Consider the following 13,339-nt stretch of genomic DNA (forward strand, 5'->3'; position numbering starts at 1 on the left):
GGCGGCCGCGATGCAGCATCGTGATGATGCCGCCACTGCGCACGAAGCGCGAATCAGTCCTGCTTGACGAAGATCAGATCCCACACGCCGTGACCGAGACGCTCACCGCGCTGCTCGAACTTGGTTAGCGGACGGAAATCCGGACGCGGCACATAGGGGGCGCTCTCGGCCGGAGCCGTGTTGACGAAGCCCGGTGCCTCGGCCATCTCTTCGGCCATGGCCTCGGCGTAGTTCTCCCAGTCGGTGGCCATGTGGAAGTGACCGCCCGGCTTGAGCACACGACGCACCAGCTCGACGAAGGCCGGCTGCACGATGCGACGCTTGTGGTGTTTCTTCTTCGGCCACGGGTCCGGGAAGAACAGCTGGAAGGTGTCGGCACACCCCGCCGGCACGCAGTCAGCCAGCACTTCCAATGCATCGTGACGATAGACGCGCAGATTGGTCAGACCCAGCTTGTCGACATCATCCAGCAGCTTGCCGACACCCGGGGCATGCACCTCGATCCCGATGAAGTCGGTGCCCGGATTGGCCTGAGCCTGCTCGCACAGCGACTTGCCCATGCCGAAGCCGACCTCGATCACCAGCGGCGCACGGCGACCGAACAGCGCCTCGAGGTCCAGCTCGCCCTGCTCGTGACGCAGACCAAGGCGCGGGAAGACCTCTTCGAGCCCGCGGGTCTGGGCCTGTGTCATGCGCCCACCGCGGATCACGTAGCTCTTGATGCCACGCTTGCGGGCGACGGCTTCATCCGCCACGGAAGGGGTCGCTTGCGCGCTTTCGTTCTGCACGCTCTCGTTCTGCACGCTCTCGTTCTGCACGCTCTCTTGCTGCGCATCGTCAGCAGGAGCAGAAGTGGACGTGTCGTCCTGCGGCTTGGAAGTCTCGTCAGTCATGGGGTCGTCTTGGTCTTTGCATGAGCGATGCGCGAGCATCGGATTCGAATGATTCAGGAGGTCAGCCGGTGATCAGGCCGGCCCCCGGCGAGGAAGCGCGCGCCGTCAGGCGAGTCGGCATGCGTCCCGCCAGGAAGGCACCACGGCCGGAGATCACGGCCTGGCGCATGGCGTCCGCCATCAGCAGCGGTTGGCGAGCATGGGCGATGGCGCTGTTCATCAGCACGCCATCACAGCCGAGCTCCATCGCGAAGGCCGCCTCGGACGCCGTGCCCAGCCCGGCATCCACCAGCACCGGCACGTTGGCGCGCTCGATGATCAGCGACAGGGTATGCGGGTTGAGGATGCCGAGGCCGGAGCCGATCAGCGAGCCCAGCGGCATGATGGCGCAGCAGCCGATTTCCTCGAGCTGACGGGCGACGATGGGGTCGTCGGAGGTATACACCATCACGTCGAAGCCATCGGCCACCAGCTCCTCGGCGGCCTTGAGGGTCTCGACGATATTGGGATACAGCGTGTCCTGATCGCCCAGCACTTCCAGCTTGACCAGATTGTGGCCATCCAGCAGTTCACGCGCCAGCTTGCAGGTACGCACCGCGTCACGCGCGTTGTAGCAGCCGGCGGTATTGGGCAGGAAGGTATAGCGACTGGGCGACAGCACGTCGAGCAGATTCGGCTCATCGGCATTCTGGCCCAGGTTGGTGCGACGCACCGCGAAGGTGACCACTTCCGCGCCGGAGGTCTCGATGGCGGAACGGGTCTCATCCATGTCCTTGTACTTGCCGGTGCCGACCAGCAGGCGCGAGGAGAACTCGCGACCGGCGACGACCAGCGGACTGTCACCGGCGACCTGGGTGACGGGGGCGTTAAGCGTCTGGGCAGAACTGTCTGTCATGATGACCTCATCGAGCTGGACGTGAGCGAGCGTGAAGTGAAAGCTATCGACCCTGGCAGCGGGACGTTCAACCACCACCGATGGCGTGGACGATCTCGATGCGATCACCGGCCTGCAGAAGGGTGTCGGCGTGAGCGCTACGTGGCACGATGTCCTCGTTGCGCTCGACTGCCAGGCGGCGGCCCTGAAGTCCGAGACTCTCGACCAGAGCGGCGACTGTCATGGCATCCGCCACCACATGATCTTCACCGTTTAGCTGTATCTGCATGCTGTCCTCCCGCGAAAAGAGGCCGCCATTGTAGCGGCTTTACGTGGACAGGCGTAGGCACAACATCGTCGGTACGATATGCCCTCGCCACCTGCCCTCAAGGAATTTTCTCTCTATGCGTCACAACGACTCCCACTCCCGCCACTGGTGGCTGGCCATGGGCCTGGCTGGCATGTCCACCATCGCGCTGGGCGCCTTCGCCAGTCATGGCCTGCGCGGCACTCTGAGCGCGGACATGCTGCGCGTCTTCGAGACCGGCGTGCGCTATCAGATGTGGCACGTGCTGGCGGCGGTCGGCGTGCTGGCCTGGCGCTCGGTGCAGCCCCTGCGCGGACAGATGCTGACGCTGGGGCTGTGGGCGGCCGGGATGCTGCTGTTTTCCGGTTCACTGTATGCGCTGGCCACCACGGCGCGCACCCAGCTGGGCATCATCACGCCCATCGGTGGCTTGCTGCTGATCGCGGGCTGGCTGAGCCTGGCCATCACCGGCTGGCGTCAGCGCGGCAGCGAGGAAAAGGATGCCAACAAGCTGTAGCGGGGCGATCACCCCCACCACCTGCCGCTAGTCATCGCGATCCGGCAAGGCATAGGTTGCGGTCACGAGAGCGACCGGGTCCGTGTCGCCATGGCTGAACAGTTCGATCTCGCCCACGGCGAGACGCCGCCCGAGCTTGCGGAGGCGTGCGGTGGCCATCAGATCCCGGTCACCGCGGGCACGGCGCAGGAAATGGATGTTGAGATCACTGGTCACGGCCATCGGCTCCGGGCCGATCTCCCCCAGGATCGCGACATACAGACAGACATCGGCCAACGCCATCATCGCCGGACCGGAGACGCTGCCTCCGGGACGCAGATGCTCGTCCTCGATGGCCAGTCCCATGGTGGCCCAGCCATCCCCCACGGCTTCTATGGTGCCCAGGCGCTGGGGGAAGACATCATCGAGAAAGTCCTCGATGGCAGCAGCGTGCATGACGGGCATGACGTTCTCCTCGACAGGATGACTACGACAGATTGGTGGCACCGACACGCACAGGCGTGGTGACCAGGGATCGCCACACCATCGCGTTTCAGGCGCTGCAGTGGCTGAGCGGGCGCTGATCGTACGGTTGCGCGCTACTGGGGGCAAGGCTAGCGTCAAATGCCGCCTCGGGAAATATGGCATCGCCAGAAAGCACGACGACGGCTCGAGAGCCGCCGTCGTGCATGTCCAAGATCCGCATCCGCAGTGCCACGCTCATGGCGCAGCGCTGACGCTGCCTCAGTGAGCCTGCTGCTTCTTCTCAAGGCGGCGGCGATGCAGTACCGGCTCGGTATAGCCACTCGGCTGCACTCGTCCCTGGAACACCAGCTCGCAGGCAGCCTGGAAGGCGATGGAGCCCTCGAGATCCGCCGTCATCGCCTGATAGCTGGGATCCGCAGCGTTCTGACGATCCACCACGCCCGCCATGCGCTCCAGCGTGTCCTGCACCTGGGCGTTGTCGACGATGCCATGATGCAGCCAGTTGGCGATGTGCTGGCTGGAGATGCGCAGCGTGGCGCGGTCTTCCATCAGGCCGACATCGTGGATGTCCGGCACCTTGGAGCAACCGGTGCCGTGATCGATCCAGCGCACCACATAGCCGAGAATCCCCTGGGCGTTGTTGTCCAGCTCGGCCTGGATCTCCTCGGCACTCCACTGGGGATCAAGCTCCAGCGGAATGGTCAGCAGGTCATCGAGACTGGCGCGCGGGCGACTGAGCAGGTCATGTTGCACGTCCTTCACCGAGACCTGGTGATAATGCAGCGCATGCAGCACGGCCGCGGTCGGTGACGGGACCCAGGCGGTATTGGCACCGGCGCGGGGATGGCCGATCTTCTGCTCCAGCATCGCCGCCATCAGGTCCGGCATCGCCCACATGCCCTTGCCGATCTGGGCGCGACCCCGCAGACCGCATTCCAGCCCGATATCCACGTTCCACTTCTCGTAGGCCTGAATCCAGGCCGCCCCCTTCATGTCACCCTTGCGCAGCATCGGACCAGCTTCCATCGAGGTGTGCATCTCGTCACCGGTGCGATCCAGGAAGCCGGTATTGATGAAGGCTACACGGGAACTGGCCGCGGCGATGCAGGCCTTGAGGTTGACGGTGGTACGACGCTCCTCGTCCATGATGCCCATCTTGAGCGTGGCATTCGGCAGGCCCAGCAGCTGCTCGACACGCGAGAACAGCTCGTCAGCGAAGGCGACCTCGGACGGACCGTGCATCTTGGGCTTGACGATGTAGACGGAGCCGGTGCGCGAGTTGCAGATACCGCCACGGCTGTCCTTGTCACCCTTGAGATCATGCAGCGCGATCAGACTGGTGAAGATGGCATCCATGATGCCTTCCGGCGCCTCGCTGCCATCTTCCAGCAGGATGGCCGGGTTGGTCATCAGATGGCCCACGTTGCGGATCAGCATCAGCGAGCGACCATGCAGCACGCGGGTGGTGCCATCGGCGCCGGTGTATTCACGGTCCGCGTTCAGCCTGCGCGTCATCTGGCGACCCTTCTTCTCCAGCGTCTCGGTCAGATCGCCCTTCATCAGGCCCAGCCAGTTGCGATAGACGGCCACCTTGTCGTCGGCATCCACCGCGGCCACCGAGTCCTCGCAGTCCATGATGGTGGAGAGCGCAGCCTCCATGATCAGGTCACTGACGTTGGCGGGGTCGGTCTTGCCGATGGGGTGCTCGGCATCGATCACGAGCTCCGCGTGCAGCCCGTTGTGCGCGAAGATGATCGCGCTTGGCGCGCTTTCGTCGCCGCGATAGCCGAGGAAGCGTTCCGGCGACTTGAGGCTCAGGTCACGCCCGCCGACCCGCACCAGCAGGTGGCCGTCACGAATGGAGTACCCCTCGCTGTCATGGTGCGTACCGCCAGCCAGCGGCGCGATGGTATCCAGCACCTGACGTGCGTAGGCCACCACCTTGGCACCCCGCACCGGGTTGTAGTCCTTGCCGCGCTCGGCGCCATCGTCATCACTGATCGCGTCGGTGCCGTAGAGGGCGTCATAGAGTGAGCCCCAGCGCGCATTGGCGGCGTTCAGGGCGTAACGGGCATTCATCACCGGCACGACCAGCTGCGGTCCTGCCTGTTGGCAGATCTCGCTGTCCACGTTGGCGGTGGTGGCCTCGACACTGGCCGGCTCGTCTTCCAGGTAGCCGATCTCCTTCAGGAAGGCCTTGTAGGCGGGCAGTTCGACCTTGCCGGGATGCTCACGGTGCCACTGGTCGATGCTGGCCTGCAGCTGTTCGCGCGTTTCCAGCAGCTCGCGATTGCGTGGCGCCAGCTCGTGCAGCAACGCATCGACGCCGGACCAGAAGTCGGCCGAGGCGATACCGGAACCGGGCAACGCTTCCTCCTCGATGAAGCGGTGCAGTCCGGCATCAATGGCCAGACGTTCAAGTTGAATGCGATCAGTCATGCGTGTGCTCTCCCTGGAAACGAATATCAACTGACGAACCGTACGTGGAATGAATCATCTGCCGGGCGGTTGTGGATCACTTCACCATACCCGATGCCGTGGCTGGCGGAAGCGGGGCTTTGACCAATGAACAAGAGGCTGAAACCGGATTACCGTGTTCTGGAAATGGCATGACGAATGCTGGCAGTTCGCGACACGCAGCCCTTGTATGAAGAAACACTGTTTTTTCCTATGGCTCACGACAGCTCCAGCCGCTAGCATGGCAGCATTATGGAGATCACCATGCCCGACTTCAGCGCACTGCTCGATTATGGCCCTTTCATTCGTCTGCCTGAGTGTCTGCCCGGTCAGACGACCAGCCCGCTGGCCTGTTACCTGAGCCACTATGGCCTGGATGAACTGCGCAGCGCACATGTCACCGTACATGCCGGACACCTCGATGCTGGCGATTTTCGCCTGTGGGCACAGCTGTGGACTCCCCCGAGTCCGCGCGGCACCATCTTCGTGGTGCATGGATATTTCGATCACCTCGCGCTGTATCGTCACCTGCTGGCCCACCTGCTGAAGCAGGGCTGGCAGGTCGCGCTGTGGGACCTGCCGGGGCATGGCCTGTCCTCCGGCGAGCCGGCTTCCATCGATGACTTCGGTGACTATGTCGGCTGCCTGCAGGCGTTTCAGGAGTATCTGGAAGTCCATGATCTGGCGCCGCACCCCTGGTTCGGGATCGGTCAGAGCACCGGCGGCTCCGTGCTGGCCACCGACGCCCTGATGCGTGGCAGTGACTCGCGCTGGCAGGGAATCGCGCTGCTCGCCCCGCTGGTTCGCCCCTGGGGGTGGCCGCAGTCCCGCTGGCTGCATAGCATGGCGCGCCCCTTCATCGACTCCATTCCGCGCAAGTACCGCGCGAATACCAATGACGCGGCGTTCTACGAGTTCCTGAGCACCAACGACCCGCTTCAGGCGGATCGACTCGCCGTGAAGTGGGTCTCGGCCATGCGCGCCTGGATTCCACGCCTGCAGGCCCTCCCGCCCTGCTCGCTACCCACCCTGATCCTGCAGGGCGAACAGGACACCACGGTGGACTGGCAGTGGAATCTCGACGTGCTGGCCAGCAAGTTCCCCAACGCGCGGATTCATCGCCACCCCGAGGCGCAGCATCATCTGGTCAATGAGGCCGAGCCGATTCGCACGGCCTTGTTCGCCGAGCTGGATGCCTTCCTCGATGCGCTGTCGCCGCGCCCGGAACTTGAGGCCCCTGATGACAGGGGAGGCGCCCCGGCATGTCACGAATGAGTCGCGGGCTGCGAACACTGGCGAGCCTGATGTTGATCACCGGTCTGACCGGCTGCATGGGACTGGATCAGGTGCCACGCGCGGAGCGCGACCCCATCTATGGCCTGGGCCAGAGTGCTGCCCGCCTGCTGGATGAGCAGAGCTGGACCCCGCCACTGGGCGAGCAGGTCCTGCTGCTGGCACCTCCTGAAGTGGATGCCAGTCTCGAGGTGCAGCCCGGCGCACTCAATGAAGCGCTGACACGTGCCCTGCTGGCGCTCAAGGATGGCCCGCAGGTGCTCAACTGGAGCAACGATCGCCCCGGCATCGACAGTCTGCAATGGCGCCTCGTGGCACGCCTGGATACCAGCGGTGGCCCCCTGAGGCTCTCCGACCGCACCCTGCAGCCCTACCAGCTGACACTGGAGCTGGTGCGCCGTCTCAGCGCGGAGCGCCAGCAGACCCGGACATTCACGCTCAGCGGCGCCTTCGATCAGGCTGCGCTTGACGCCCTTGCCAGTGCGCGACCTGCCTCCTGAGCGCCCACTGTCTCCTCGACTCACTCTCTGACGCCGCATGGCCACCTCCTGCCTCCCGGCGTCATCCGTTACCGCCTCTGGAGCCAAGATGACTACCGCCACTCCCCGCCGTTTCCTGGCCCACCTTTATCAGGAGGGACCGCACAACCCGTTCCCCGGCATCAAGGCGCTGGAACGCAGACTGGGGCATGCGCTGCCGCATCAGTACGGCTCCAATGAAGGGCTCGACATGCCCCACGCGGTACTCGGCGGCGAGCTGGGCCATGCCCTGGCAGACCTGAGCCGCAGCTACGCGGACGCCGATGCCTGGCAACTGCGCCATCAACTGGCCGAGCGCCTGGGCGTCGCCTACGAGACGCTGCTGGTCGACGCCGGCGCCGACAGCCTGCTGGCGCTGGTGATGCGCGCCACCATCTGTGCGGGAGAGCGCGTGATCACCAGTGCCGGCACCTACCCCACACTGGCGTACTTTGCGCGCGGTCTCGGTGCTGAGGTCGTTGAAGTGCCATATACCGAAGCCCATGCCTCTGACGATGCCCCCCACTCTGCCCAGCTGGCACCGGATCTCGCCGCACTCGCCGCGGCGGCAAGTCAGCATGCGGCCCGTGTCGTCTATCTCGCCAACCCGGACAACCCCAGCGGGCACCTGCACTCGGATGAGGATGTCCGAGCACTGCGTGATGCGCTCCCAGCGGACTGCAGCCTGCTGCTGGACGAGGCCTATCACGACTTCCGCCCCGATGCGGCGCAGGCCGACAATGCCCCGATGGCTCGTACCTTCCGGCTGCGCACCTTCTCCAAGGCTTATGGACTGGCGGGCCTGCGTCTCGGCTTCATGATCGCCGAGCGTGAGGATCTCGCCCTTCTGACCAAGGTTCGGATCCACTATGCCGTCAGCGCGCCGGCACTGGCAGCCGGCGAGCTGCTGCTGGAGCATCCCGAAGAAGCCGCGACTCACGTCGCCGCGGTCATCCAGTCTCGTGATCAGCTTGCCGAGCACCTGCGCTCGCTGGGGGCTGACGTCCTCCCCAGTGCCACCAACTTCCTCTGCGTGCGCCTCAAGAGCGCCGAGCGGGCCGCTCAGGTTCAGCAGCAACTGATGGCGCAGGGCGTGCTGATCACCCGCTCCCCTCACCCGGCGCTCGGCCATATCCTGCGCATCTCGACCCTGGAGGACAGCCTGGTGCCGGGTCGACTGGCGCGTCTCGAGCAGGCCATCGTCGAAGAGAATCGCGCATGAGTGCCGGCCGATGAGCCTGACCAGCATCGTGCTCCGCAGCGTCACCAGCCTTGCCTTGCTGGGGGCGAGCCTGTGGCTGATGCCTGCCCTGTGGTTCCGCCTGCCGGGACCGGAGGGGCTTCGCACGACACTGGCCGTCCTCGCGGGTGCGCTGAGCCTCATCTGTGTCATTGCGCTGTGGTCGCCGCAACTCCATGCGATTCGCTGGCGACTGGCGGGCAGCTACCTGATGCTGTTGGTCGCCAGCCTCGGCTGGTGGAACAGCATCACCCCGCGGGCGGACCGCGACTGGGCACCGGAGGTCGAACATCTGGTCGAGGGGAGCGTCAGCCAAGATGACATCCTGCACCTCGAACAGGTGCGCAACTTCGAGTGGCGCACGCCTGAGGATTACACGCCGCGCTGGGAGAGTCGGGACTATCCTCTGGATCAACTGACCTCGGTGGATCTGTTGACCAGTCACTGGATGGGGCCGCAGATCGCTCATACGCTGGTCAGCTTCGGTTTCGCCGATGGACGCCATCTAGCCTTCTCGGTGGAAATCCGCAAGGAGCGTGACGAGGCCTTCTCGACACTGGGCGGGATGTTCAAGGAGTACGAACTGGCGGTGATCGCCGCTGACGAGCGCGACATCATCCGCGTGCGCAGCAACGTGCGCGGGGAGCAGGTGCATCTCTATCGGGTGCAGATGCCGCGCGAACTGATCCGCGAATTGCTGCTGGCCTACGTCGACGAAGCCGAGACATTGCGCACTCAGCCACGCTTCTACAACACCGCCACCAGCAACTGCACCACCCTCGTCTACGCGATGATGACGCGCCTCACCGACGGCCTGCCGCTGGACTATCGGCTGCTGCTCTCCGGCTATCTGCCGGAATATGTCGCGGACCAGGATGCCCTCAGTGACGCCGCGCCCTTCGCCGAGCTCAAGGCCAGAAGTCTGATCAACCCTGCCGCCATCGCCGCCGACGAGCACCCGGACGGCGACTTCTCGCGCCTGATCCGTGAGGGCATTCCCGGCGCGGACAGCCCGTCCTTCTGAACGGGCGACGCGGCCCGACAGGCAGTGCTCAGGCGCTGCGCTGTTCCGCTCCCGGGCGGGCCGGATCTCTCCCCATCATTCGGTCCAGCTGACGATAGCCGATGGCTTCCATCAGCTGGGGCCGCTGCACGCCATCCTGCGCAATGAGATCGCTCAACGTCAGCGCGACACGCAAGACCCGGTGATAGGCACGCGCCGAGAGATTGAGGCGTGACAGCACACCGGCCAGCCACTGACGCTCGCCGTCCTCCAGCTGGCAGGCGGCTTCCAGGGCATGGGTATCGAGATGGGCATTGAGCCCGCCGCGGGCCAATTGGCGAGCGCGAGCCGCCAGCACTCGTTCGCGCACTGCGTCCGAGGCCTCACCAGGTGTCGCGGACGTCAGCTCCTCGGCAGGCAGTCCCGGTACCTCGACCTGCAGATCGATACGGTCCAGCAGCGGGCCAGATAGGCGCGCCTGATAGCGCTGGATCTGGGCCGGCGTGCAACTGCAGTTGCGACGGCTGTCACCAAGATAGCCGCACGGGCAGGGGTTCATCGCCGCCACCAGCTGGAAACGTGCCGGAAAGCGCCGCTGGTGGCTGGCACGCGAGATGAGGATGCGGCCGCTCTCCAGCGGCTCACGCATCACTTCCAGCACACCACGATCAAATTCCGCCAGCTCGTCCAGAAACAGCACGCCATGATGGGCCAGCGACACCTCTCCCGGACGCGGTCTGGAGCCACCCCCGACCAGCGCGACACCACTGGCGGTATGATGCGGCGCCCGGAAGGGCCGCTGGCCCCAGCGCTCCATGATCGGCATCCCGCAGACCGAGCGTACCGCCGCGACTTCCAGGGCCTCGGCCTCCCCCAGCGGCGGCAGAATGCCGGAGAGGCGACTGGCCAGCATCGTCTTGCCCGTACCCGGCGGCCCCGCGAACAGCAGGTTGTGGCCTCCCGCAGCGGCAATCTCCAGCGCACGCCGCGCCTGATGCTGGCCACGCACCTCGCTCAGGTCCGGCTCCGGGAGTCGCGCCTGAGGAGTGACGGAACAGACATGCGGCATGATCCTCTCACGCCCGAGAAGGTGCGCCACCAACTCCAGCAGATGGCCCACGGACAGCACATCCAGCTGTTCCGCCAGCGCGGCCTCATCGGCATTGCCACGCGGCACCACCAGGGTGCGCCCGGCCTTGCGACAGCAGAGCGCAGCAGGCAGCACGCCAGTGACAGAGCGAATGCTGCCATCGAGTGCCAACTCGCCCAGACACTCGATCTGCGCCACGGCCTCTTCCGGCACCTGACCGGATGCCACCAGGATGCCCAGTGCGATCGGCAGATCAAAGCGCCCCCCCTCCTTGGGCAGGTCAGCCGGGGCCAGATTGAGGGTGATTCGGCGCGCTGGAAACTCGAAGCCTGCATTGAGCAATGCGCTGCGCACTCGCTCACGACTTTCCTTCACCGCCGCTTCCGGCAAGCCAACGATGGAGAGCCCCGGCAGCCCGTTGGAGAGGTGTACCTCTACCTGCACCTCCGGAGCTTCAAGACCAAGAGATGCGCGCGTGCGCAACATTGCCAATGACATGAGTCTTCCCTGCGTGATGCCGCCTCTCTGCTGCACGGCGCAATCGGAGCAGGCACCCGCCTGCCATGAGCGCGAGGGCACGATACCGGTGCCATCTCCTCCAGCATGGCAAATCTCATACCTGCCAGCGTGCATACGACTCAACGCTTGGCGATACGGCACTCCTCAAATGTCACTCGCGCTGCCGGACACGGCATGTCCTCACTGCACCGCAACGGTATTATCAACAATTCCAGCCACCCGTTTCATAATTTTCATTACGCCACCAACCCCTAGAATTACTGGATACGTAAGGAAAATACCGACTGTGGATAACATTACATAACCCCCTCGACAGGACATTTCCCAGCGCTCAAATATCCATCATCTGGCAACACCAAACCCTATCGATATGGACACCGAGCCGCACCACCTCATCGAAGCGTGACGCATTACACTCTGAATCAACACTTGAGGGCGACATCAGCCCTCCTCCAGCACCCGGCCAGACCGGCGAAACAGGCGGCAGAGAGGCAATATCGTCACCCAGAACGGGCAAGGCACCCGCACGATGAACCAACGGCAGCGTTTCCCGTCGACATCGCGGCATGAATTTCATGAAGAGCTTCATGAAGAGCTTCACGAAGTAGTTCACGGAGATGTTCATGAAGAAGTGAATGGAGAAACGCCCTGGCATGACTCAGGAGGCTGGGCTCAAGAGAAGAGGCGCGGGGGAAGGGAGTGCCTTTCCCGAGAGTCGCGCAGGCCCCACCCAATGCCAGCCTCCTTCGATGCGCCGGACTGGCTGCCGTGTCTGTTCAGCTCGAGACATTCATGCGGACTGAACGTTGAAAATAGCCCATCAACCGGCTTTTTCCATGAAATAACGCGCGTTCTAGCAGATATTTCACGAAGTTGGCGACATGGAACACTTGGCTGATCACAAGCCCTCGGGCCTGCACCAGAAGAGTGCTGATGGAACATGCAAGGCGGTACTCCAGGCGCTACAGGAGTGCCTCAAGAGGGGGACTGCTGGTATATTTGATCGGTTGTCTCGGCCCTGCTGATACAACCGCCAAGCTGTCTCAAGGAGGCCACCCAAGGGTGGCAGAGAATCGTCCAACCCACGGAAAGGGCCAGCCATTCAGGACGACTTCGGCTTGTTTCAGGAGTAACACCCCATGCAAGACATGCTTGCCTCGCTGGCACCCATGGCGGACATCATCGGCATGCTCGGCACCTCTCTGGTGGTCGGTGCCTTCTTTCTGCTGCAGATTGGCAGACTCGATGCACGTAGCCTGACCTACAACCTCATGAATCTGAGCGGGGCGATACTCTTGTTGATCAGCCTGTGCATCAACTTCAATCTCGCCAGCTTCGTGATCGAGGTGTTCTGGATCGTGGCATCTCTGGTGGGCCTGGTTCGCTGGTTGATGGGGTCTCGTCCACAGACGGTCTGACCTACCCGGCACCCGCCTCATGCGACGGACACAAAAAAACCGCCACTCCTCGACGGGTGTGGCGGTTTTTTTTTGCCAGCATGCCATTCAGGCGTCGCGTTGACGCTCGATCTCCTCGGCGTGGCTGGCGGCTTCCCGCTTTGCCAGCGCGGCCTCTCCCTCATCGTCCACCGCCACGGCAGGCTCGGTGGTCGACGCAGCACCCGCCACCAGTCCCTGCTTCTCCAGCAGCGCCTCAAGTGCGATGACCTGCTTCTCCAGCGACTCCACACGCCCGCGAGTCCGCGTCAGCACATCCATCATGATGTCGAAGTCCTCGCGCGACACCAGTTCCATGCGATCAAAGGCGCTGCGCATCACGCCCTGTACGGACTTCTGCAGCTCTTCCGGGCCGTGCGAGGCGTCCTGGAGGCGCTCACCGATCTGCTGGGCCATACGCCCGATGACGTCGTTCTTGAACATGCTCCACCTCAGCCATTGCAAGCCGACGGGCCCATCATGGGACTGTCGGTCAGAGAAAAGGATCTCCCCGAAACGTGGGGGACATCATGTCATGTTGCAAGGATACGCAACCCGCTGGCCTGACGCATGTCTCGACCCCGAATCTCTCACAACCGACGGCAGGCACCGGCCCTTGTGCACCATATTAGCGCTATCTCCTACCTCGAAAGCCGCAATTCAGGCACCAAAGCGGTGCATCGCCATGGCGTTCTCCTTGCCGTCATTTTTGGCCTTGCTGCGGAGC

At 64.0% G+C, this 13,339-nt stretch carries 14 protein-coding genes; 6 read left to right on the forward strand and 8 right to left on the reverse strand.

The genetic code is table 11. The features are described from left to right. Positions 1-53 precede the first annotated feature (53 nt). The 3 genes from trmB to thiS all read right to left on the reverse strand — a co-directional run bounded on the left by trmB (position 54) and on the right by thiS (position 2,056). Complete coding sequence (gene trmB / locus OW493_RS07375) at positions 54-893, reverse strand: tRNA (guanosine(46)-N7)-methyltransferase TrmB (RefSeq protein WP_289863748.1); 840 nt, start codon at positions 891-893, stop codon at positions 54-56. 61 nt (positions 894-954) lie between these two features. Beyond that, positions 955-1,788, reverse strand: coding sequence for a thiazole synthase (locus OW493_RS07380; RefSeq protein ID WP_077379589.1), 834 nt, complete (start codon positions 1,786-1,788; stop codon positions 955-957). Between the two features lie 67 nt (positions 1,789-1,855). Further along, complete coding sequence (gene thiS, locus OW493_RS07385; protein WP_077379591.1) at positions 1,856-2,056, reverse strand: sulfur carrier protein ThiS; 201 nt, start codon at positions 2,054-2,056, stop codon at positions 1,856-1,858. 115 nt (positions 2,057-2,171) lie between these two features. On the opposite strand from thiS, the gene OW493_RS07390 reads away from it, so the two are divergent. Further along, a complete protein-coding gene (locus OW493_RS07390) occupies positions 2,172-2,591 on the forward strand; it encodes a DUF423 domain-containing protein (RefSeq protein ID WP_077379593.1) in 420 nt (139 codons plus the stop codon). Positions 2,592-2,618: 27 nt separating this feature from the next. Here OW493_RS07390 and OW493_RS07395 read toward each other — a convergent pair whose 3' ends face one another. Together OW493_RS07395 and OW493_RS07400 are read right to left on the reverse strand one after the other, a co-directional pair. Beyond that, positions 2,619-3,035 (reverse strand): PaaI family thioesterase, encoded by a 417-nt coding sequence (locus OW493_RS07395; protein WP_077379595.1) that lies wholly within the window; start codon positions 3,033-3,035, stop codon positions 2,619-2,621. A gap of 279 nt (positions 3,036-3,314) precedes the next feature. Further along, the gene (locus OW493_RS07400) at positions 3,315-5,495 is read right to left on the reverse strand and encodes a malate synthase G (RefSeq protein ID WP_084209511.1); all 2,181 of its coding nucleotides are present in this window, start codon (positions 5,493-5,495) and stop codon (positions 3,315-3,317) included. Positions 5,496-5,777: 282 nt separating this feature from the next. Between OW493_RS07400 and OW493_RS07405 the strand changes: the two genes are divergently transcribed. From OW493_RS07405 to OW493_RS07420, 4 genes are all read left to right on the forward strand, one after another. Beyond that, the gene (locus OW493_RS07405; RefSeq protein WP_077379600.1) at positions 5,778-6,788 is read left to right on the forward strand and encodes an alpha/beta hydrolase; all 1,011 of its coding nucleotides are present in this window, start codon (positions 5,778-5,780) and stop codon (positions 6,786-6,788) included. After that, positions 6,776-7,306: a hypothetical protein gene (locus OW493_RS07410; RefSeq protein ID WP_176503535.1), complete on the forward strand. Its 531-nt coding sequence runs from the start codon at positions 6,776-6,778 to the stop codon at positions 7,304-7,306. The genes OW493_RS07405 and OW493_RS07410 overlap by 13 nt, the downstream gene beginning before the upstream one ends. Before the next feature lie 88 nt (positions 7,307-7,394). After that, a complete protein-coding gene (locus tag OW493_RS07415; RefSeq protein ID WP_289863749.1) occupies positions 7,395-8,546 on the forward strand; it encodes a histidinol-phosphate transaminase in 1,152 nt (383 codons plus the stop codon). Between the two features lie 10 nt (positions 8,547-8,556). Continuing rightward, on the forward strand, positions 8,557-9,588 hold the full coding sequence (locus OW493_RS07420; RefSeq protein ID WP_077379608.1) for a DUF4105 domain-containing protein: 1,032 nt from the start codon (positions 8,557-8,559) through the stop codon (positions 9,586-9,588). 28 nt (positions 9,589-9,616) lie between these two features. Here the strand turns inward: OW493_RS07420 and OW493_RS07425 are convergent, their stop codons facing one another. Beyond that, complete coding sequence (locus tag OW493_RS07425) at positions 9,617-11,155, reverse strand: YifB family Mg chelatase-like AAA ATPase (RefSeq protein ID WP_084209516.1); 1,539 nt, start codon at positions 11,153-11,155, stop codon at positions 9,617-9,619. 352 nt (positions 11,156-11,507) lie between these two features. Further along, positions 11,508-11,789: a hypothetical protein gene (locus tag OW493_RS07430; protein WP_289863751.1), complete on the reverse strand. Its 282-nt coding sequence runs from the start codon at positions 11,787-11,789 to the stop codon at positions 11,508-11,510. A gap of 526 nt (positions 11,790-12,315) precedes the next feature. On the opposite strand from OW493_RS07430, the gene OW493_RS07435 reads away from it, so the two are divergent. Further along, positions 12,316-12,594 carry a hypothetical protein gene (locus OW493_RS07435; protein WP_205632716.1) on the forward strand — a complete coding sequence of 93 codons (279 nt, stop codon included), beginning with the start codon at positions 12,316-12,318 and terminating at the stop codon, positions 12,592-12,594. An 87-nt stretch (positions 12,595-12,681) separates the two neighbouring features. On the opposite strand, the gene OW493_RS07440 is transcribed toward OW493_RS07435, so the two are convergent. After that, a complete protein-coding gene (locus tag OW493_RS07440) occupies positions 12,682-13,056 on the reverse strand; it encodes an accessory factor UbiK family protein (protein ID WP_077379616.1) in 375 nt (124 codons plus the stop codon). Positions 13,057-13,339: the final 283 nt, after the last annotated feature.

It is taken from the genome of Cobetia sp. 14N.309.X.WAT.E.A4, from assembly GCF_030397495.1.
Classification (GTDB): domain Bacteria; phylum Pseudomonadota; class Gammaproteobacteria; order Pseudomonadales; family Halomonadaceae; genus Cobetia; species Cobetia marina.

Bases quoted from the DNA above. Each gene is read 5' to 3' on its own strand.
- trmB (WP_289863748.1), bottom strand. From the start codon at position 893: ATGACTGACGAGACTTCCAAGCCGCAGGACGACACGTCCACTTCTGCT.
- OW493_RS07380 (WP_077379589.1), bottom strand. From the start codon at position 1,788: ATGACAGACAGTTCTGCCCAGACGCTTAACGCCCCCGTCACCCAGGTC.
- thiS (WP_077379591.1), bottom strand. From the start codon at position 2,056: ATGCAGATACAGCTAAACGGTGAAGATCATGTGGTGGCGGATGCCATG.
- OW493_RS07390 (WP_077379593.1), top strand. From the start codon at position 2,172: ATGCGTCACAACGACTCCCACTCCCGCCACTGGTGGCTGGCCATGGGC.
- OW493_RS07395 (WP_077379595.1), bottom strand. From the start codon at position 3,035: ATGCCCGTCATGCACGCTGCTGCCATCGAGGACTTTCTCGATGATGTC.
- OW493_RS07400 (WP_084209511.1), bottom strand. From the start codon at position 5,495: ATGACTGATCGCATTCAACTTGAACGTCTGGCCATTGATGCCGGACTG.
- OW493_RS07405 (WP_077379600.1), top strand. From the start codon at position 5,778: ATGCCCGACTTCAGCGCACTGCTCGATTATGGCCCTTTCATTCGTCTG.
- OW493_RS07410 (WP_176503535.1), top strand. From the start codon at position 6,776: ATGTCACGAATGAGTCGCGGGCTGCGAACACTGGCGAGCCTGATGTTG.
- OW493_RS07415 (WP_289863749.1), top strand. From the start codon at position 7,395: ATGACTACCGCCACTCCCCGCCGTTTCCTGGCCCACCTTTATCAGGAG.
- OW493_RS07420 (WP_077379608.1), top strand. From the start codon at position 8,557: ATGAGCCTGACCAGCATCGTGCTCCGCAGCGTCACCAGCCTTGCCTTG.
- OW493_RS07425 (WP_084209516.1), bottom strand. From the start codon at position 11,155: ATGTCATTGGCAATGTTGCGCACGCGCGCATCTCTTGGTCTTGAAGCT.
- OW493_RS07435 (WP_205632716.1), top strand. From the start codon at position 12,316: ATGCAAGACATGCTTGCCTCGCTGGCACCCATGGCGGACATCATCGGC.
- OW493_RS07440 (WP_077379616.1), bottom strand. From the start codon at position 13,056: ATGTTCAAGAACGACGTCATCGGGCGTATGGCCCAGCAGATCGGTGAG.